The organism is Streptomyces sp. NPDC048484 (assembly GCF_040651415.1).
GTDB lineage: Bacteria > Actinomycetota > Actinomycetes > Streptomycetales > Streptomycetaceae > Streptomyces.
In genome coordinates, this window is sequence record NZ_JBEZJY010000004.1 from 25,209 (window position 1) to 45,061 (window position 19,853).

Here is a 19,853-nt window from a genome sequence, read left to right on the forward strand (position 1 = left end):
CGATCCCCGGTCAGTCCCACCAGAACGACCAGGAGCGTACGCCGAGCACTTCGCGCTCGGCGTACGTCCGCAGGGAGGCGTGGCCGCTCCGCGTGATGCCGTCCGGGCAGAACGCGTGGTGCTCGGCGGCTATCGCCTCCGCCTCGGCCAGGGTCCGGGGCGGGGCCGCGACGGAGACGACCAACCGGTCGAAGGTGAGCGCCACGACCCGTATGCCGAAGCGGTCCTCCCGGGAACGCAGGACAGCGCACAGCAGCGCCACGTCGTCCGTGAGGTTGAGCGGCCCGCACCAGCCGAGGGCCGCCGGGATGTCCGCGCTGCGGCGGGCCGGGACGAGCGCGATCCGTGCCTCCTTCAGCGGACTCGCGCCGCCGACGAGGGCGTCCGTCACCTCGGCCGCCCGCGCGTCCGGATCGGCGTCCGGCGTGCCCGCCGCGGCGAGGCCCGGCCAGTCGGTGTCCTCCGCTTCGGCCGCGTACTCCTCCCAGAGCTCCGCGAGCACCTCGTCGGCGTCGTGGTCACCCGGGTAGGAGGCGAGGTCGGGGTCCAGCTCCCACTTGTCCGGGTGGGGGTCGCCGGCCTCGCTCCCGGCGACCAGGACCGGATACAGGCCTGCCGTGTGGCGTGCCGGTGCCAGACGCAGCCAGTCGCCCGGTGCCGCCGGGGCGTCGGCGCGCCACAGCAGCGGCTCGCCCCAGGGGCCCTCGACCGTCGTGTCGAGCAGGGCTCCGGGCGGGAGGTCGAGACCGAGTGGGCGGCCGGTCGGATCGGCCGCGAGCATCGGCAGCTGGTTCGGAAGAGTCGCCATGCACGTGACTTTATTGCCCGCCACTGACAACGGCTCCCGAGGCCGCCGACACCCCCGGCCGGCCCCCGTCAGTCGGTGCCGAACCAGGTCTGCGCGAGTGAGTCCAGCGTCGGCTCCGGCGGCTTGGGCAGCATGCTCAGATACGAGCGCAGGTTGCTGTAGACGTGCAGCAGCGTGTACGCCATGAGCGTGTGCGGGTCGAACGGCGGGCGCCCGTACGCCTCGTAGAACCGCTTCAGCAGCCGGGGCTGTCCGCACGAGACGAACAGGCCGACGCTCACGAAGTCGTAGGCCGGGTCGCCGACCATCGCGGGCTCGAAGTCGAACAGGCCCGTCAGCCGCCAGCCGTCCGGGTCCACGGTCAGATGCTGACGCATGAACTCGGTGTGCAGCAGCACCCGTCGCGCCGGGGCGGCCAGCGGTACCGAACTCAGGAACCACGGAATCTGGTCGAGCCACGCCTTGGACAGTCCGGACTCGCGCTGCTGTTCCACCGCGTTCGCGCGCTGCGAGTCGACGAACAGGCCCCAGTCGGGCGGCCCGACGCAGCCCGCGAGCGGCGCGGGACTCAGCGCGTGCAGCGCCGCGAGCGTCTCACCGGCCTCCGTGACGATACGGTCCTGCTCCGCCGCCGGAATCCGCGGCCACACCTCCGCGAGGCCCTCGCCGGGCAGCCGGGACATCAGGACGAAGGACCAGCCGTTCTTGTACGCGCCCGCCGAGTACAACTGCGGTGTCGGCACCGGCAGCTTGCCGTACACATGACTGAGCACCCGCTCCTCGCGCTTCGCGTCGAGCTTCTCGAAGGCGGGGAACAGCTTCAGCACGTGCGCGGCGCCGATGGAGTACACCGGGAGCGAGCCCTCGATGTAACGGACCATCGGCTTCGGGACCAGGTTGAGGCGCTCGCACAGATCCGCGACGGCCGGCCGCAGCAGGGCCTCGTCCCGGACGACCTCGTCCAGCTCTTCGCCGGTCTCAACGAGTGGCAGCATGACTGGCGGACACCCTCCGGGCGGCTGGAGGGAAGGAGAAGGGCAGTGCGGTGCTCATTGCGCTCCCAGCGTGCGGTCCAACAGGGCTCGTGGCCCTCCCCGGAGTCGGGGCGGGCGGCCCCGCAGCATCGCATCATGCGGGGCGCGCTCCAAGACCTCAACCTTTGGCCAGCGCTGTGACATGCGGGCACTCAACAGCCCTTCACCCGAACAGGTGAAGGGCTGTTGAGTGGTACGACTTCAGAGGCGGTCGGGAGTCCTGATGCCGAGCAGCGCCATGCCCTGGTGAAGGGTGCGGGCCGTCAGGTCGACGAGGAACAGCCGGTTCTCGACGACCTCCTTCGGGTTCGCGTCGCTCAGCACCTGGCACTGGTCGTAGAACGTGGTCAGGTGCGACGCCAACTGGTACAGGTACGAGGCCAGTTTGTGCGGCTCGTACCCCGCGGCCACGTCCAGCAGCAGCTCGCCGAACTGGTCCAGGTGCAGTCCCAGCGCACGCTCCGCCGGAGCCAGCGCCAGCTCCGGGTGGGCCAGCGGATGCGCGTCCCCGGCCTTGCGGAGGATCGACTGGATACGGGCGTACGCGTACTGGAGGTACACGCTCGTGTCGCCGTTCAACGACACCATCTGGTCCAGGTCGAACTTGTAGTCCCGGACGGCGGACGTGGAGAGGTCCGCGTACTTCACGGCGCCGACCCCGACGAACCGGCCGTTCTCGACGATCTCCTCCTCGGTCAGGCCCACCTTCTCGGCCTTCTCGCGGACCACCGCCGTGGCACGGTCGATCGCCTCGTCCAGGAGGTCCACCAGCCGGACCGTCTCGCCCTCACGGGTCTTGAACGGCTTGCCGTCCTTGCCGAGGACCGTGCCGAAGGCCAGCTGCTGCGCCTTTGTCTCCTCGTTCAGCCAGCCCGCCCTGCGCGCCGTCTCGAAGACCATCTTGAAGTGCAGGGACTGGCGGGCGTCGACCACGTACAGGACCGTGTTCGCCTTCAGGTCGAAGACCCGGTTCCGGATCGCGGAGAGGTCGGTGGCCGCGTAGCCGTAGCCGCCGTCCGACTTCTTCACGATCAGCGGGACCGGATTGCCGTCCGGGCCCTTGACGTCGTCGAAGAACACGCACAGGGCGCCCTCCGAGCGGACCGCCACGCCCGACTCCTCCAGGAGGCGGCATGTCTCGTCCAGCATGTCGTTGTAGGCCGACTCACCGACGATGTCCGCGTCCTGGATCTCCATGTCCAGCTTCTCGAAGACCGAGAAGAAGTAGATCTTCGACTCGTCCACGAACCGCTGCCAGGTGGCGAGGGTGTGCGGGTCGCCCGCCTGCAGGTCGACCACCCTGCGGCGGGCCCGCGTCTTGAACTCGTCGTCGGAGTCGAAGTGCGTGCGCGCCGCCTTGTAGAGGCGGCCGAGGTTCGACATCGCCTCCTCGCCCGTCTCCACAGTGCCCTCGGGGGCTTCGCGGTCCAGTTCGTGCGGGTGTTCGTCCAGGTACTGGATGAGCATGCCGAACTGGGTGCCCCAGTCGCCGATGTGGTGCCGCCTGACGACGGTCTCGCCGACGAACTCCAGGATCTGCGTGACCGCGTCACCGATCACCGCGGAGCGGAGGTGGCCTACGTGCATCTCCTTCGCCACGTTCGGCTGGGCGTAGTCGACGACCGTGGTGCCCGGGTGCTCGGTGAACGGCACGCCGAGACGGTCCGCCGGGTCCGTGGCGCGGGCCGCGAGGGTCTGGATGATCGCCCGGTCCGTGATCGTGATGTTCAGGAAGCCGGGCCCCGAGACCTCGATGTCCTGGATCAGGTCACCCTTGACGACCCGGTCGACGACCTGCGTCGCGAGGTCCCGGGGATTGGCCTTCGCCTTCTTCGCCAGGGCGAGGATCCCGTTGGCCTGGAAGTCCGCCCGGTCGCTGCGTCGCAGCAGCGGGTCCGTGGCCGCGCTCTCCGGCAGGGCTGCCGTGAGCGCGTCCGACAGGCGCTGGTGGACGTGGGCGGTGAGGGACGTGACCGAGGCCATGGAGTGGGTGCCGTTCTCCTGGTGGGTACGGGTGGGTCCCCCCACTATCCCACGGGGGGTAAAGGGGTTTTCGCCCCGCCGCCCCTGCCCGTCCCGTACCTGGGGGCTGCGCCCCCAGACCCCGCAATCGCGCTGAACGCGCTCGTCCTCAAACGCCGGACGGGCTGACATACCCCGCCCGCCCGGCGTTCGAGGACCGGAGGTTCGGGCGCGGTGAAAAGCCGTTTTCGTGGATGCGGGCAGAGCTGGGAGAATGGGGCGGTCAGCCGCGCGACCGTACCGCCGGCCTATGACGACTCCTGAGGAAAGAAGGACGTGCCGATCGTGGCTCAGAGCACCGAGACCACCGACTGGGTCTCCCGTTTCGCGGATGAGGTCATCGAGGAGTCGGAGCGCCGAGCCCCGGGAAAACCCGTTGTCGTCGCGTCCGGACTGTCCCCCTCCGGTCCCATCCACCTGGGCAACCTGCGTGAGGTCATGACCCCGCACCTCGTCGCCGACGAGGTCCGGCGCCGCGGACACGAGGTCAGGCACCTGATCTCGTGGGACGACTACGACCGCTACCGCAAGGTTCCGAACGGTGTCCCCGGGACCGACACGTCATGGGCCGAGCACATCGGCAGGCCCCTGACCTCCGTACCCGCCCCGGAGGGCTCCCCTTACCCGAACTGGGCCGAGCACTTCAAGGCCGCCATGGTCGACGCGCTCGCGGAGATGGGCGTCGAGTTCGACGGGATCAGCCAGACCGAGCAGTACACCTCGGGCGCCTACCGCGAGCAGATCCTGCACGCGATGAAGCACCGCGGTGACATCGACGCGATCCTCGACCAGCACCGGACCAAGAAGGCGCCCGCGAAGAAGCAGGGTCAGAAGCCCGTCGACGAGGCCGAGCTGGAGGCCGCCGAGGGGTCCGGCGCGGCCGCCGAGGACGACGGCACCGGCTCCGCCGGATACTTCCCGTACAAGCCCTACTGCGGGGACTGCGGCAAGGACTTCACCACCGTCACGGCCTATGACGACGACACCACCGAGCTGACGTACACCTGTACCGAGTGCGCCTTCTCGGAGACCGTCCGGCTCAGCGAGTTCAACCACGGCAAGCTGGTCTGGAAGGTCGACTGGCCGATGCGCTGGGCCTACGAGGGCGTCGTCTTCGAGCCCAGCGGGGTCGACCACTCGTCGCCCGGGTCCAGTTTCCAGGTCGGCGGACAGATCGTCGGGAGCGTTTTCGGCGGCAAGCAGCCCATCGGGCCCATGTACGCCTTCGTGGGGATCTCCGGGATGGCGAAGATGTCGTCCTCCAAGGGCGGCGTCCCCACCCCCGGCGACGCGCTGAAGATCATGGAGCCGCAGCTCCTGCGCTGGCTCTACGCCCGCCGCAGGCCCAACCAGTCGTTCAAGATCGCCTTCGACCAGGAGATCCAGCGGCTCTACGACGAGTGGGACAAGCTGGAGGGGAAGGTCACCGACGGGTCCGCCCTCCCGGGGGACGTCGCCGCCCACGCGCGCGCCGTCGGCACCGCCGCGGGCGAACTCCCGAGGACGCCCCGCACCATGGCCTACCGCACCCTCGCCTCCGTCGCCGACATCACCGCGGGCGCCGAGGACCAGACCCTGCGCATCCTCAGCGAGCTCGACCCCGCCGACCCGCTCGCGTCGCTCGACGACGTCCGGCCGCGGCTCGACAAGGCAGAGGCCTGGATCAACACCCAGGTCCCCGCCGACCAGCGGACCGTCGTCCGGGACGAGGCCGACACCGAGCTCATCAAGTCCCTCGACGACCAGGGCCGCGCGTCACTGCGGCTGCTGCTCGACGGCCTCGACACGCACTGGTCGCTGGACGGGCTCACCCACCTCGTCTACGGCGTTCCGAAGGTCCAGGCCGGCTTCTCCGCCGACGCCGGCCCCAAGGAACTCCCGGCGGAGATCAAGGTCGCCCAGCGCACCTTCTTCGCGCTGCTCTACCACCTGCTGGTGGGCCGTGACACCGGCCCGCGCCTGCCCACCCTGCTCCTCGCCGTGGGCCAGGAGCGGGTGAGGAAGCTGCTGGGGGCGTAGGCCGCGGCACGGTCGGCAGTACTTACCAGCTTGTACGTGAGAGGGGGCGCCCGGAGATCTCCGGGCGCCCCCTCTCACGTACGCACGCCGCGTGGGCGCCTGCTTCCTACGCGATGTGGTCCTCCTGAAGTACCGCCGTGTGGCGGTTGGTGAAGCGAATGACCATCCGGTCGGCCTCGCGCTGCGGAAGCTTGATGCCGTACGTGGCTTCCACGTCGCCCCTGAACTGGCCCGAGGTCGGGTAGCTGCCGTCTATCGACTTCTTGAAGACCAGGTAGTAGTCCTCCTCGGTCGGCTCCGTGCCACCACCCGCACCCAGCTCACGGGTACGGCCCGGGCCGGATGGGATCGGGAAGGTACCGGTGTCCTCCGGAGAGGGCTCCGGGGCGGGGGCCGACGGCTCCTCGTACTGCTGCGGGAAGGTCTCCTGCTCGAACTGCCGCCGGTCCTGGAACCGCCGCTGGTCCTGGAACTGCTGCTGTGCCTCGAAATCCTCGGCCTGCTGCTGCTCCGAGTACCACTGGGTGTACGCGTCCTCCGGGTCGTACGTCGGGTCGTAGCCGCCCTGGTACGCGATGGACTGGGGGTGCCGGGCGTGGAGCCACGGATTCTGCGGCTCGACGTGATCCGGCTGCTCGGGGGGTTCGTCGCCCTCGGGAGCCGGACGCCGCCCCCGGGCAGGTGCCGCGTCGTTCTGTACGGCGGGTGCTGTCACGGGGGTGCGACCGCCCGCGGCCGTGTCGGCCGGCTCCAGGGCGGGCTGCGGTGCCGGGGGCAGCAGCGCGGGCTCGATGCCCGCCGCCGCCAGACCGGAAGGCGCCGTCTCCGCCAGCGGCACGCCGTAGCGGGCCAGCCGAAGCGGCATCAAGGACTCCACCGGGGCCTTGCGACGCCAGCCGCGGCCGAAGCGGGAGCGCAACCGCGCCTGGTAGACGAGACGTTCCTGCTCCAGCTTGATGACCTGCTCGTACGAGCGCAGCTCCCACAGCTTCATCCTGCGCCACAGCAGGAACGTGGGGAATGGGGAGAGCAGCCAACGGGTGAGGCGAACGCCCTCCATGTGCTTGTCGGCCGTGATGTCGGCCATCCGGCCGACGGCGTGCCGGGCCGCCTCCACGGAGACCACGAACAGGATCGGGATGACCGAGTGCATGCCCACGCCGAGCGGGTCCGGCCAGGCGGCCGCGCCGTTGAACGCGATCGTCGCCGCCGTCAGCAGCCACGCCGTCTGCCGCAGCAGCGGGAACGGAATCCTGATCCAGGTGAGGAGCAGGTCGAGCGAGAGCAGGACGCATATACCCGCGTCGATGCCGATCGGGAACACGTAGCTGAAGTTGCCGAAGCCCTTCTCCAGGGCGAGTTCGCGTACCGCCGCGTAGGAACCGGCGAAGCCGATAGCTGCGATGACGACCGCTCCGAAGACGACCACTCCGATGAGGATCTTGTGCGTCTTGGTGAGCTCGATAGGCGCGGCCACCCGTACTCCCCTCCCGTTACGACCTGTTGCGCGCAACAGAGTGGCACATGTGTACGGGGTCCGGATGCCCGGTACGGGTCGAGCCCGGCCTCCGTGGGGGCCGGGCTCCTCCAAATGTCCTGGTCGGGCTGCGAGTGGGACGGCAGCCGAACTGGACACCGCGTCCCCGGATTCGGGCCCGCGTCAGTCCTTCACGACGGCCGATGCCGGCGGACTAGTGCCGCGGCACTAGCTTGCCGCCTTGGTGGCGGCCTTGCCGGCCGATTTGGTGGCCGACTTGCCGGGGCTCGCGCTGTCGTCGGCATCCTTGCCGAGGTCCGAACCCTTGCCGGAACCCTTGCTGGCGCCGGCGCTCGGGCTCTTGCTCGGGCTCTTGCCCGGGGTCGCGCCGGAGCTCGAACCGGCCCCGGCACCGTCGCCGGCCTCGTTCGCGGTCACGACGGCCTGCACGGCCTCCTCGGCGGCCTTCTGCGCCGCCTTCGACAGATCGGCGGCCTTGGGGGATGCGTCACCCGCCAGGCCCGCGCCGTTGTAGTCGACCGTCACGACGACGTTCTCGACCCGCGTCACGAGCGTCTGCTGCTTGAAGGTGCCTTCCTTCTTCTTCAGGTCGTACGTCACCAGCGTCGCCTCGTTGCCCGTCCCGGACACCGGCTCCGACTTGACTTCCTTCGCGTCCTCCACCGAACGCGCGTCCTCGGCGTGCTTCGCGTAGTACTCCGAGGCCAGCTTCTCGCCCGTGCCACGGGTCTGGTCCGACTCGAAGCGCAGCAGCGACACGTTCAGCCAGCGGAACTGCGAGCCCTTCACGCCCTTGTTGTCCAGGCTGTCCCAGGAGCAGTTGCCGCGCGTGGCGATGTCGTCCGACTTGCCTTCCTTGTTGGACTTGGCGCCCTCGGGCACCAGCTCCTTCAACGTCTTCGACGAGAAGACCTTGCACGGCTCGGGCAGCTTCGCGTACGCCGCCTCCTTCACCGCCGAGCCCGCCTTCGTGGTGGAGGACGATGCCGAGGCGCCGGAGTCCTTCTTCGCGTCGTCGCCGGAGCCGGAGCCGTCGCCGGAGTCCGAGGAGCAGCCGGAGGCGACGAGCATCACCGGGACGGCGGCCGCCCCGACCAGGATGCGGGTGAGTCGCTGACGGTGTCGCTGTACGGATCGGTGCATGGTTCCTTCACTCAAGACGCTCGGGTGTGCGTGCGGACGGCCGCGTTCTTCGCCGGCCGCACTCGGTCGCGTGTCCGGGGAGCCACGGTACGCCGAACGGGACAGGTGCGGCTCAGGTTCCGCCGAGGCCGAAACCCCCGCCGAACGACCCTAATCGCTGAACGTCTCGGCGAGCTGACCCGCCAGCTTCCGTGCCCTGTCCTGCATTTCCTCGCTGCTCGGGACGTCCGTGGTGGTCGCCGGCTGCTCGTCGTACTGGATCGTCACCAACACGTTGGACGTGCGGAACACCACAGTCACCGACCGCTGCTTCGAGGCGTTCAGCGCGTCGTCGAGGAACGCCGCGTTGCCCAGGCTGTCGAGTGTGCGGGGCTGGAGGGCGGTCGGTGTGGAACCGGGGGCGCCACCGGCGGAGGAGCTTGTGGACGGGGCACCGCCCGCGTCGCCGGACGCACCGGACGCACCGGACGCACCGGACGCACCGGACGCACCGGAACTCGGGGTCGAACCGGACGCGGACGACTCCGGCGACTCCGGTGCACCAGACGCATCGGGCGAATCAGATGTATCGGGCGAATCGGCTGCGTCGGATGACGACGCGACCGGTTCCGGAATGTCCGCCGCCTCCTCCTTCTTCGTGTAGATCTCGGTCGCGCGGTCGTCGTCGCTCACCGCGTTGTCGTACGAGACCACCCGCTCGAAATCCACCAGCAGATGGTCCGTCGCGGTCCCCGACTCCGCCTTCCAGCGGCAGCCAACCTTCCGGTCCGTGTCGTACGTGACCGTCGCCGTGCCCTCGTACGCCTTCTCGCGCTGCTCCTCGTCTGTCAGCTGCTCGATGCCCGGCAGCAGGGAGTCCAGGGTGTCGGGCGACACCGCGGCGCAGGGCTCGGGGAGCGTGCGGTACCTGCCGGGCTGTGCGGCGGCCGTCGTCGCCGTGTCGCCCGGCTTCGGGTCGTCCTCGCCACCACCGTCCGGCGATCCGCCGGTGCAGCCGGCCAGCAGCGCCGCGAGAAGCGCGGCGACGCCGGGTACGTACGCCTTCCGCTGCACGGTGGGGCTCCTCTCGACGGGTCGCTCGACTGTGCTCGCGACCAGGGTGTCCTGTGGTTATTCGGTTGCCCCGCGGGGGCGGGTCCTGGAGACAATGTGTATCGCACGCACTGCCGTGGATGCCGGTCCGTTGTCCCAAACGTTGTCCTTGGCGCCGGTTTTGCGATTTAAGACTTCTGTTGGTTTTGCGGGGGAATGAGGGCGATATGTCGTACGTGGAAGTGCCGGGGGCGAAGGTTCCGATCCGTATGTGGGCGGATCCGGCGTCGGTGGACGACGGCGCGATGCAGCAGCTCCGGAACGTCGCCACGCTGCCCTGGATCAAGGGCCTGGCCGTCATGCCGGACGTGCACTACGGGAAGGGCGCGACGGTCGGATCGGTCATCGCGATGCGGGGCGCGGTGTGCCCGGCGGCGGTCGGGGTGGACATCGGCTGCGGCATGTCCGCGGTCAGGACGTCCCTGACGGCCAACGACCTCCCGGGGGACCTCTCCCGACTCCGCTCGAAGGTGGAGCAGGCGATTCCGGTGGGGCGCGGGATGCACGACAGCCCGGTCGAACCGGGGCGGCTTCACGGGCTTGCCACCGGAGGGTGGGACGACTTCTGGGGACGGTTCGACGGGGTCGCCGAATCAGTGAAATTCCGCCAGGAGCGTGCCACGAAGCAGATGGGAACGCTTGGCTCGGGCAATCACTTCGTCGAAGTCTGTCTGAGTGAGGACGGTTCGGTCTGGCTCATGCTGCATTCCGGGTCCCGGAACATCGGCAAGGAACTGGCCGATCACCACATCGGCATCGCTCAGAAGCTTCCGCACAACCAGGGCCTGATCGACCGCGATCTCGCCGTCTTCGTCGCGGACACCCCGCAGATGGCGGCATACCGCAACGACCTGTTCTGGGCGCAGGAGTACGCGAAGTACAACCGCACACTCATGATGGCGCTCCTGAAGGACGTGATCCGCAAGGAGTTCAAGAAGGCGAAGCCGACCTTCGAGGCCGAGATCAGTGCTCACCACAACTATGTGGCGGAGGAGCGGTACGAGGGGATGGATCTCCTCGTCACCCGCAAGGGCGCCATTCGCGCGGGCTCCGGCGAGTACGGCATCATTCCGGGCTCGATGGGCACGGGCTCGTACATCGTGAAGGGCCTCGGCAACGAGAAGGCCTTCAACTCGGCCTCGCACGGCGCGGGGCGTCGTATGAGCCGCAGTGCGGCCAAGCGTCGCTTCTCGACGAAGGATCTGGAGGAGCAGACGCGGGGTGTGGAGTGCCGCAAGGACTCCGGTGTCGTGGACGAGATCCCGGCCGCGTACAAGCCGATCGAGCAGGTCATCGACCAGCAGCGGGACTTGGTCGAGGTCGTGGCGAAGCTGAAGCAGGTTGTCTGCGTCAAGGGTTGAGCGGATGCGTGTCGGGCCCCGAGCTGAACCAGCTCGGGGCCCGACGGCCACTCGATCACTGAATTACTGGGGCTTGGTCACTTGTCCTCGTGCTCATTCCAGCGGCGCCTGTGACCTTCTTCGAGCTTCTTCGACCTTCTTCGAGCTTCTTCGCCTAGCGGCACAGGCGCGATGCCGGTCGTAGCGCCGGTTCAGCGGGGCTACTTCGCGTGCATCGCCGCGTAGATCATCACGAACGCCACGAGGTGGATGCCGAAGAGGAAGTACGCGAGGTACCACCAGACGTACCGTTGGTCCTTCTTCTCCTGGGCCAGGCGGCGTTGTTCCTGTTCCCGGGCGGGTGGTTCCTGGGCCGAGTGGTCGGCGTCCGGCACTACAACTCCCTGTGGACCTTCGTGTTGGAGGCCTGGGCCCGGGGGCGTACGACGACGAGGTCGATGTTGACGTGGGAGGGGCGGGTGACCGTCCAGATGATCGTCTCGGCGACGTCCTCGGCGGTGAGGGGCTCCGCCACCCCGGCGTAGACCTTCGCGGCCTTCTCGGTGTCGCCGCCGAAGCGGGTCAGCGCGAACTCGTCGGTCCTGACCATGCCGGGGGCGATCTCGATGACCCGGACCGGCGTGCCGACGATCTCCAGGCGGAGAGTCTCGGCGAGGACGTGCTCGGCGTGCTTGGCGGCCACGTAACCGCCGCCGCCCTCGTAGGTGCCGTGTCCCGCCGTCGAGGAGACGACGACCACCGTGCCGTCGCCGGACGAGGTCAGCGCGGGCAGGAGGGCCTGGGTGACGTTGAGCGTGCCGATGACGTTCGTCTCGTACATCTGGCGCCACTCCGCTGGGTCGCTGGACGCGACCGGGTCGGCCCCGAGCGCGCCGCCCGCGTTGTTGATCAGGACGCCGATCTTCTTGAAGGCCGTCGCGAACTCGTCGACCGCCGCGCGGTCGGTGACGTCCAGCGTGTACGCCGTCGCCTGGCCGCCCGCCGCGGTGATCTCCTCCGCGAGCGCCTCGATACGGTCCTTGCGGCGGGCGGTGAGGACCACCCGGTAGCCCGCGGCCGCCAGCTGCCGGGCCGTCGCGGCACCGATTCCGCTGCTCGCGCCGGTGACGACGGCGATACGGGACGCGGTGGCGGGCGCGGCGGGTGCGGCGGATGCGGCGGTCATGGGGCTGCTCCTCGGGGGAGGTGGCGGGTGCGGCGGCCTGCGGCCGCTGCTCGCTCGTACGGTCGATTGCTTCACCGGCCAGGATAGGCGGGCGGGGGGTCTGGTTGTCGGTGCCGTCGTGGTGCCGTCGTCGGTCCGTCGTTGGTGACGTGGAGCACGGCGTTGTCTCACCTGATGGGCGGCGTCTGCCGGGCGGCGGGGGTGGCATACATCCGTTGACCTACGGGTCAGGGAAGAAGCCACACATGGGCCGACGCGGAGGACATGACAGATGCGAATTCTTTGTGAGCTGAGGGCGGCGGCAGCAGCGGCTGCGGCTGCGACGGCTGTCGCGACCGTCGCGACGGTCGCGGCTCCGGCCGCCGTGGCGGCGGCGCCCGAGGCCGATCTCGCCTTTCACGGGCATCTGTGGATGAACGGCAGGCAGATGGTTCTGCGGATGACCCCGCAGAACCACGGCCCCGTCGGCGTCACGGACGCGACGGTGCGGCTGCGCTGGTCGGTGCCGCTCGCGGACGAGCAGCAGTTGCCGGCCGAATGCACCCGGGCGGAGGCGCGGACGGTGCTGTGCCAGACAGGGGCGCTGTCGGCGAACGGCCGGGGCCGGATGCTGACCATGGCGGTGCGGCTGAAGGGCAAGCCGTCGGAGGTCACGCTGGGCATCGACACGGTGTGGGGCGGCGGTGCGGTGGACCGCAACCATCGCAACGACCGGCAGGAGGTGCTGGTGCTGGACACCGGGGACGGCTACGCGTTCTAGGCGGTGCAGGCGCGCCCCTGACGGGGCTGGGTCAGTGGGTGGATCGGGTGTACGCCGTAGGCGGTACCCCCACCGTGGCGGTGAAATCCCGGATCAGGTGGGCCTGGTCCGCGTACCCGAGGTCGGCGGCGAGGGTGGACCAGTCGACGGCCGGGGCGGACTCGGCGTGCTCCAGGGCCTCGTGGATGCGGTACCGGAGGATGGTCCACTTGGGGCCCACGCCCACGTACGCGGAGAAGAGGCGCTGCAGCGCACGTACGGTCATGCCCTGCTCGTCGGCGAGGTCGGCCACGCGGCGGATCGTGCGGTCGGTGCGGATGCGGTCGGCCAGGGCCATCGCCTGGTCGGCCCGGGGGTCGGGGGCCGGGGCGAGGCCGAGCAGGAACGTGTCGAGCGCGGCCACCCGGGCGTCCTCGTCGGCCGGGGTGAGCACCGCCTCGATGTCGTCCTGCGTGGCGGGGATGGCGTCGGTCAGCGGGAGGCGCCTGCCCGTCCAGTCCGACACCGGGCGCCGGGGCGCGAAGGGGCGGAAGCCTCCCGGCCGGAACTGGATTCCGCAGACCCGGCCCCGGCCCTCCAGCTTCTTCGTGAAGAGCTCCAGGCTGATGCCCGAGATCTCCGCGGAGCCGGGCGGATCCCGTGCCGGATCGGCGTCCTGGGCCGTGTACCGCTGGAAGACCACGTTCACCGAGGGATGCGGGACGACGTGGGTCGCGTACGGCTCGGGCAGGTCCCAGTCGATCAGCCAGTAGTGCTCCAGGTACGGGCGCAGCGGTGCGGCGGGCTCGCGGCGGCGGAAGCGGACGTGCGAGAAGAGCTCCGGGGCGTCGACGATGCCTCTGGTGTCGCGGCGTGGGGCGGCCATCTTCGGATCGTAGGGCGGGGCACTGACAATCGGGCTCCGGGAGAGTCGGGAGAGTCGGGAGGGGAAGGGCAGGCGGGGGAGCAGGGGGTACGGGGGAGTGGGGGAATAGTCCGGGGGCGGGACCCGTTTGCGGGTATAGTTGAATCGTAAACAAACCTGCGGAGGATGAGGCAGTCATGCAGTTCGGGATCTTCACCGTCGGCGACGTCACGCCGGACCCCACCACGGGCCGGACCCCGTCCGAGCATGAGCGGATCAAGGCCATGGTCGCCATCGCCCAGAAGGCCGAGGAGGTCGGGCTCGACGTCTTCGCGACCGGGGAGCACCACAACCCGCCGTTCGTGCCGTCGTCGCCGACCACCATGCTCGGCTGGGTCGCCGCGCGCACCGAGAACCTCATCCTCTCCACCTCGACCACCCTCATCACCACCAACGACCCGGTGAAGATCGCCGAGGACTTCGCGATGCTCCAGCACCTCGCGGACGGGCGCGTGGACCTGATGATGGGGCGCGGCAACACCGGCCCGGTCTACCCCTGGTTCGGGAAGGACATCCGGCAGGGCATCAACCTCGCCGTCGAGAACTACGCCCTGCTGTACCGCCTGTGGCGCGAGGACGTGGTGACCTGGGAGGGCAAGTTCCGTACGCCGCTGCAGTCGTTCACCGCCACGCCGCGGCCGCTGGACGGCGTGCCGCCGTTCGTCTGGCACGGCTCGATCCGCTCGCCGGAGATCGCCGAGCAGGCCGCGTACTACGGGGACGGGTTCTTCCACAACAACATCTTCTGGCCGGCCGACCACACCAAGCAGATGGTCGAGCTGTACCGGTCGAGGTACGCGCACTACGGGCACGGCACGCCGGAGCAGGCGATCGTCGGCCTCGGCGGCCAGGTGTTCATGCGGCGCAACTCGCAGGACGCGGTGCGGGAGTTCAGGCCGTACTTCGACAACGCGCCGGTGTACGGGCACGGTCCGTCGCTGGAGGAGTTCACCGAGCAGACGCCGCTCACGGTCGGTTCGCCGGAGCAGGTGATCGAGAAGACGCTGGCCTTCCGGGACTACGCGGGTGACTACCAGCGGCAGTTGTTCCTCGTGGACCACGCCGGGCTGCCGTTGAAGGCCGTGCTGGAGCAGATCGACCTGCTGGGCGAGGAGGTCGTGCCCGTCCTGCGCGAGGAGTTCGCCAAGGGGCGCCCCGCCGGGGTGCCGGAGGCGCCGACGCACGCGGCGCGGGTCGCCGCAGCCGCCGCGACCGCCGGTGCCGGCACCGGCACTGGCACTGGCACCGGTTCCGACGAGGAGGTGACCGCGTCATGAAGCTCGTCGTCGTCTCGGCGGGGCTGAGTGTGCCGTCGTCCACACGGCTGCTGGGTGACCGGCTCGCGGCGACCGTCGTGGGGCGGGTCCCCGTGGCGGCCCCGGCCGAGGTCGAGGTGGTGGAGCTGCGCGGCCTCGCGGTCGAGATCGCGCACCACCTCACCACCGGGTTCCCCGGGCCCGCGCTCGCTGCCGCCCTGGACGCGGTGGCGTCGGCGGACGGCCTGATCGTCGTCACGCCCGTCTTCTCCGCCTCGTACAGCGGGCTGTTCAAGTCGTTCTTCGACGTCCTGGACCGCGACGCGTTGGCCGGGAAGCCCGTGCTGGTCGCCGCGACCGGCGGGTCGGCGCGGCACTCGCTGGTCCTGGAGCACGCGTTGCGACCGCTGTTCGCGTACCTGCGGGCGGTGGTCGTACCGACCGGCGTCTACGCGGCCTCGGAGGACTGGGGCGCGGAGGGTCTCGCCGAACGGATCGAGCGGGCGGCGGGGGAGCTGGTCGCGCTGATGGGCGCAGCTGCACCTGCGGTGGGGCGCGGGCAGGCTGTGGTGCACGCCGTGCACGCTGTGGCCGATGAACCCGCGCCCGCGGGAGAGCCCGCGTGGCATCCTGGCTCGGCGGGCCCCGACACGGCGCATCCCGGCATGGCGCACCCTGGCGCGGTGCGTCCTGATGCGGCTCAGCCTGCGGCCTCGTCCGCTGCGACCGCACCCGCACCCGTACCTGCGGCGCGACGGGCCGAGGCCATCCGGGTCGGCGGCTTCGACGTAGTCCCCTTCGCGGAGCAACTTGCCGCGTTGCGGGGCGAGTAGTAGCGGCGAGGAGGCGCGCCGAAGGCGGCCCGGGGGCTCGAGTTCGGCTGCGGGCCGGTGCGGGCCGGTGGGGGCGGCCGGTCGCGCGGTTCCCCGCGCCCCTGGCGGGGCTCGGGCCCCTCAGGGCCCCGCTGGCCCCGCCGTCTTCGTGCCGTTGACCTGTGGGCGGCCCGGCAGCGCGCGGCGTGCCCTCCGGACCTGGCGGCGGGCCCAGCCGGCCACGCGGACGCGGCCCCGGGCCCAGGCGCGGCGGCCCCGGGTCGACGTGAGCTCGGCGAAGAGGTTCTCGTAGCGCTCCAAGATCGGTTCGGCGTCGTAGCGGTGGGAGCTCGCCAGCGCGGCCTCGCCCATCGCCCGGCGCAGCGGCTCGTCCGTGATCAGGTCGTGCATCGCCTCGGCCAGCGCGCGGGAGTCGCCCACGGGGACCAGCCGGCCGTCGACGCCCTCGGTGATGATCTCGGCGGGCCCGAGCGGGCAGTCCGTGCTGATCACCGGGACCCCGCAGCGCATCGCCTCGACCAGTGTCATCCCGAACGACTCCGCGTCCGAGGCCGAGACCACCAGCGCCGACTTGGCGAACTCCGCCTCGATCGGTGTGCGCGGCCCCATGAGCCGTACATGTGCCGCCAGGCCCAGACCGTCCACGAGGTCCTGGAGGTGGTCGCGCCGGGGGCCGCCGCCGTAGATCCGGAGCTGCCAGTCGGGCTCCTTCGACGCGACCGCGGAGAAGGCCTCTATCAGCAGGTCGAAGCGTTTGCCGGGGACCAACCGGCCCGCCGCCGCCACCACCTTCGTCGTCGCGTCGCGGGTGATGCCCTCGGGCGCCGGCACGATGTTCGGCACCGCCGCGACCCGGACCCCCGGCAGTGTCATCCGCTGCCGGTACACCTCCGCGTCCGCCTCCGTCGTCGTCACCACCGCGTCCAGCCGGCGGTAGTGCCGGGCCAGCACGCCCCGCAGCCGCTTGGTGTGCGAATCGTGCCGCAGGTGCTCCTGGGCGATCCGCAGGGCCCGGCGCGGTGCGAAGAGGGACACGTAGACGTTGATGCCGGGCCGGGTGCCGATCACGACGTCGGCGTCGCAGACCGTGAGGTAGTCACGGGCCCGCAGATCGGTGAGCCGGGTGTACTGCGCGTACCGCTTGTCGGAGCTGGGGAAGTCCGTGGCCGGCAGGGCGTAGTCGGGGTTCGCGAGGTCCTCGCTGCCGTCCCGTTCGTCCACCAGCGGCACGATCGAGAGCCGCGGGTCGACGGTGAACCGCGGCTCGTCCCGGTGCCGCCGCATCGATACGATCTCCACGTCGTGCCGGTCGGCGAGCGCCGCCGCGAGGTTGAGCGTCGTGCGGACGGTCCCCCCTATGGCGTACGCGTTGTGCAGTAGGAAGACGACCTTCGTGCGGCCGGTGCGTCCCGTGCGGTCCCTACGACCCATACGGCTCATGCGACCCATACGGCTCATACGGTTCATTCGCTTCGCGGTCCCCTCGCCATTTGTGCGTTCCGTAGGCCCCGTGGCCCCCATAGGCTCCGTGCGCCCCGTGTGTCCCGTACGTTCCGTATGCTCCGTGCGTCCCGTGCGCTCCATGCGGTGCGTGGCCCTCCCCGTCGTGGCGCTCGCCCCCGGCACGAGGGAAACAGTGGCTGGGCGAGGTAAGCCACCGGTCCCGGCAGGGTGAGAGCCGGGTAAGAGGCCCGGCCGTACCCCCTCTTCATCAGGTACTACGTAGAAAAGGGCTTGGCAGACTGGTCCCGTGCCCCAGAATCTGCTGCTCGCCGAGGACGACCGTGCGATCCGCCATGCCCTGGAGCGGGCCCTGACCCTGGAGGGATACGCGGTCACGGCGGTCGCCGACGGTGTCCAGGCGCTCGCCCAGGCCCACCGGAACCCTCCCGACGTGCTCGTTCTCGACGTGATGATGCCCGGCATCGACGGCCTCCAGGTCTGTCGCGTCCTGCGCGCCGAGGGCAACCGAACACCCATCCTGATACTCACCGCGCTCGTCGAGACCGCGGATCGCATCGCAGGCCTGGACGCCGGCGCCGACGACTATGTGGTCAAACCTTTCGACGTCGAGGAGGTCTTCGCCCGGCTCCGGGCGCTGCTGCGGCGTACGGTCGCTCCCGACGACGTACCCAGCGAACCGCAGCGCACACCCGATGGCCAGATCGCCGCCGCGGGTCTGCGCATCGACCCGCAGGCCCGCCGGGTCTGGCGGGGCCCGCGGGAGATCGAATTGACCCGCACCGAGTTCGACCTGCTGGAACTGCTCGTCCGCAACGCCGGCATCGTCCTCGACCACACCACGATCTACGACCGCATCTGGGGATACGACTTCGGGCCCGGCTCCAAGAACCTCGCCGTGTACGTCGGCTACCTGCGGCGCAAGCTCGACGAGCCGGGTGTTCCTTCGCCGATCCATACGGTGCGGGGCGTGGGATACGTGCTGAGGGAGGACTGAGTGCGACCGCGGCTGTCCTCGCTGCGGACTCTGCGGACCAGCTTCACGGTGTCGTTCGCGGCCGTGGCGGCGGCCGTCACCGTCCTCGTCGGCTTCCTGTCGTACGACGCGGCCGCCCGGCTCGTGCGCGTGGACCAGCAGACCGTGTTCGAGGGCGTCGTACAGGACCTGCTCGACGAGGTGCGCCGTACCCCCCTGTCGCCCGGTGACTTCGCCACCGCCGACGCCGACGGCGGCCCGCGCGACGAACTCGTCCGGCCGAGCGGCACGGTCGTGCAGATCCTGGGGCCGGGCGGGTCGGTCGTCGACCGGGGCCACCCGCCGCTGCCCGTGGACGCCGACGACCGTCCGATCGCGGCGGGGCAGACGGCCGGGCGGCTGGTGGAGCACCGGGACGTCGACGTCGGCGACGACGTCTACCGCGTCGCGACCGTCTCGCTCGGCGGCGGCCGGGGCGCCGTACAGGTGGCGCAGGAGTTCAGCGGCACGGAGGACCTGCTGCGCGACCTCCAGCAGCGGACCGTGCTGCTGGTGGCCGCCGTGGTGATCGCCGCGGGTCTCTTCGGGTGGTGGCTGGCCCGGCGCATCACCTCGCGCCTGGTGCGGCTCGCCGGGGCCGCCGAGGACGTGGCGCGCACCGGGCGCCTGAGCATCCAGGTGCCGGTCGCCGGCTATGACGAGGTGGCGCGGCTCGGCCGTTCCTTCGACCGCATGCTGGGCCGTCTCGCCCAGTCCGAGGACGACCAGCGGCGCCTCGTCCAGGACGCGGGCCACGAGCTGCGTACGCCCCTGACCTCGCTGCGCACGAACATCTCGATGCTCCGCCGTATCGACGAACTCCCGCCCGCCGCCCGCGAGGAACTGGTCGTCGACCTCGCCCAGGAGTCCCGCGAACTCACCGACCTGGTGAACGAGCTGGTCGCGCTGGCGGCCGGCCGCTCCGACACCGAGCCACCGCGGCGGGTGGCCCTTGCCGACATCGCGGACGACGTGGCGGTGGCGGCACGCCGGCGCACGGGACGGACCGTCACGGTAAGGGTGTCCGGCGACACGGAGACCGACGGGCGGCCCACGGGGTTGCAGCGGGCCGTGTCCAACCTGGTGGACAACGCGGCGAAGTTCGACCGGGGCGGGAGCGAGCCGATCGAGCTGGTCGTGACGCGCGCCGGGGACACCGTCCGCGTCGAGGTCCTTGACCGCGGGCCCGGCATCGCCCAGGAGGACCTCGACCGGGTCTTCGACCGCTTCTACCGCGCGGCGGATGCCCGGAGCCTGCCCGGTTCCGGGCTCGGCCTGTCGATCGTCCGGGAGGTGGCGGCCGCCCACGGGGGAGAGCCGTTCGCCAGGCGCCGGGAGGGCGGCGGTTCGGTGACCGGGTTCACGGTCGTCGCGGTCGTCGGGGGCCGGCCGGGCAGCGGGGGTGTCGCTGAGTACACCTCCTGATACGGGTTCTGCGCCCAATGTGCCCGCCCCGTCTTCTCCGTAGCGTCTTTCACAGGG

17 protein-coding genes are annotated in these 19,853 nt (G+C 70.5%); 7 read left to right on the forward strand and 10 right to left on the reverse strand.

Going from position 1 to position 19,853, the window contains the following annotated elements; translation table 11 throughout:
* Positions 1-10: 10 nt before the first annotated feature.
* The 3 genes from AB0D14_RS04830 to argS all read right to left on the reverse strand — a co-directional run bounded on the left by AB0D14_RS04830 (position 11) and on the right by argS (position 3,825).
* A complete protein-coding gene (locus AB0D14_RS04830; RefSeq protein ID WP_362774737.1) occupies positions 11-808 on the reverse strand; it encodes a DUF4253 domain-containing protein in 798 nt (265 codons plus the stop codon).
* A gap of 68 nt (positions 809-876) precedes the next feature.
* The gene (locus AB0D14_RS04835) at positions 877-1,803 is read right to left on the reverse strand and encodes an aminoglycoside phosphotransferase family protein (protein WP_362774739.1); all 927 of its coding nucleotides are present in this window, start codon (positions 1,801-1,803) and stop codon (positions 877-879) included.
* 240 nt (positions 1,804-2,043) lie between these two features.
* Positions 2,044-3,825, reverse strand: coding sequence for an arginine--tRNA ligase (gene argS / locus AB0D14_RS04840; protein WP_362775349.1), 1,782 nt, complete (start codon positions 3,823-3,825; stop codon positions 2,044-2,046).
* 315 nt (positions 3,826-4,140) lie between these two features.
* Here argS and lysS point away from each other — a divergent pair, with 315 nt between their 5' ends.
* A complete protein-coding gene (lysS, locus tag AB0D14_RS04845; protein ID WP_362774742.1) occupies positions 4,141-5,883 on the forward strand; it encodes a lysine--tRNA ligase in 1,743 nt (580 codons plus the stop codon).
* Between the two features lie 106 nt (positions 5,884-5,989).
* Here lysS and AB0D14_RS04850 read toward each other — a convergent pair whose 3' ends face one another.
* The 3 genes from AB0D14_RS04850 to AB0D14_RS04860 form a co-directional block, all read right to left on the reverse strand.
* Positions 5,990-7,360, reverse strand: coding sequence for a DUF2637 domain-containing protein (locus AB0D14_RS04850; RefSeq protein ID WP_362774745.1), 1,371 nt, complete (start codon positions 7,358-7,360; stop codon positions 5,990-5,992).
* 228 nt (positions 7,361-7,588) lie between these two features.
* Positions 7,589-8,524, reverse strand: coding sequence for a DUF3558 domain-containing protein (locus AB0D14_RS04855; RefSeq protein ID WP_362774748.1), 936 nt, complete (start codon positions 8,522-8,524; stop codon positions 7,589-7,591).
* Positions 8,525-8,674: 150 nt separating this feature from the next.
* Positions 8,675-9,577: a DUF3558 domain-containing protein gene (locus tag AB0D14_RS04860; RefSeq protein ID WP_362774751.1), complete on the reverse strand. Its 903-nt coding sequence runs from the start codon at positions 9,575-9,577 to the stop codon at positions 8,675-8,677.
* Between the two features lie 206 nt (positions 9,578-9,783).
* Here AB0D14_RS04860 and AB0D14_RS04865 point away from each other — a divergent pair, with 206 nt between their 5' ends.
* Positions 9,784-10,977: an RtcB family protein gene (locus tag AB0D14_RS04865; RefSeq protein WP_362774754.1), complete on the forward strand. Its 1,194-nt coding sequence runs from the start codon at positions 9,784-9,786 to the stop codon at positions 10,975-10,977.
* 200 nt (positions 10,978-11,177) lie between these two features.
* Here the strand turns inward: AB0D14_RS04865 and AB0D14_RS04870 are convergent, their stop codons facing one another.
* Together AB0D14_RS04870 and AB0D14_RS04875 are read right to left on the reverse strand one after the other, a co-directional pair.
* Positions 11,178-11,351 carry a hypothetical protein gene (locus tag AB0D14_RS04870; RefSeq protein WP_362774757.1) on the reverse strand — a complete coding sequence of 58 codons (174 nt, stop codon included), beginning with the start codon at positions 11,349-11,351 and terminating at the stop codon, positions 11,178-11,180.
* A complete protein-coding gene (locus tag AB0D14_RS04875; protein WP_362774760.1) occupies positions 11,351-12,142 on the reverse strand; it encodes an SDR family NAD(P)-dependent oxidoreductase in 792 nt (263 codons plus the stop codon). The genes AB0D14_RS04870 and AB0D14_RS04875 overlap by 1 nt, the downstream gene beginning before the upstream one ends.
* 271 nt (positions 12,143-12,413) lie before the next feature.
* Between AB0D14_RS04875 and AB0D14_RS04880 the strand changes: the two genes are divergently transcribed.
* Positions 12,414-12,902 (forward strand): hypothetical protein, encoded by a 489-nt coding sequence (locus AB0D14_RS04880; RefSeq protein WP_362774763.1) that lies wholly within the window; start codon positions 12,414-12,416, stop codon positions 12,900-12,902.
* Between the two features lie 31 nt (positions 12,903-12,933).
* Here AB0D14_RS04880 and AB0D14_RS04885 read toward each other — a convergent pair whose 3' ends face one another.
* On the reverse strand, positions 12,934-13,767 hold the full coding sequence (locus AB0D14_RS04885; protein ID WP_362774766.1) for a helix-turn-helix domain-containing protein: 834 nt from the start codon (positions 13,765-13,767) through the stop codon (positions 12,934-12,936).
* Positions 13,768-13,943: 176 nt separating this feature from the next.
* Here AB0D14_RS04885 and AB0D14_RS04890 point away from each other — a divergent pair, with 176 nt between their 5' ends.
* Positions 13,944-15,083 carry an LLM class flavin-dependent oxidoreductase gene (locus AB0D14_RS04890; protein ID WP_362774770.1) on the forward strand — a complete coding sequence of 380 codons (1,140 nt, stop codon included), beginning with the start codon at positions 13,944-13,946 and terminating at the stop codon, positions 15,081-15,083.
* Positions 15,080-15,895, forward strand: a complete 816-nt coding sequence (locus tag AB0D14_RS04895; protein ID WP_362774773.1) for a CE1759 family FMN reductase — start codon at positions 15,080-15,082, stop codon at positions 15,893-15,895. The genes AB0D14_RS04890 and AB0D14_RS04895 overlap by 4 nt, the downstream gene beginning before the upstream one ends.
* Positions 15,896-16,015: 120 nt before the next feature.
* Here the strand turns inward: AB0D14_RS04895 and AB0D14_RS04900 are convergent, their stop codons facing one another.
* Positions 16,016-17,326 carry a glycosyltransferase family 4 protein gene (locus AB0D14_RS04900; protein WP_362774776.1) on the reverse strand — a complete coding sequence of 437 codons (1,311 nt, stop codon included), beginning with the start codon at positions 17,324-17,326 and terminating at the stop codon, positions 16,016-16,018.
* A gap of 319 nt (positions 17,327-17,645) precedes the next feature.
* Between AB0D14_RS04900 and AB0D14_RS04905 the strand changes: the two genes are divergently transcribed.
* Positions 17,646-18,353 carry a response regulator transcription factor gene (locus tag AB0D14_RS04905; RefSeq protein ID WP_362774779.1) on the forward strand — a complete coding sequence of 236 codons (708 nt, stop codon included), beginning with the start codon at positions 17,646-17,648 and terminating at the stop codon, positions 18,351-18,353.
* Complete coding sequence (locus AB0D14_RS04910; protein WP_362774782.1) at positions 18,354-19,796, forward strand: HAMP domain-containing sensor histidine kinase; 1,443 nt, start codon at positions 18,354-18,356, stop codon at positions 19,794-19,796.
* Positions 19,797-19,853 lie beyond the last annotated feature (57 nt).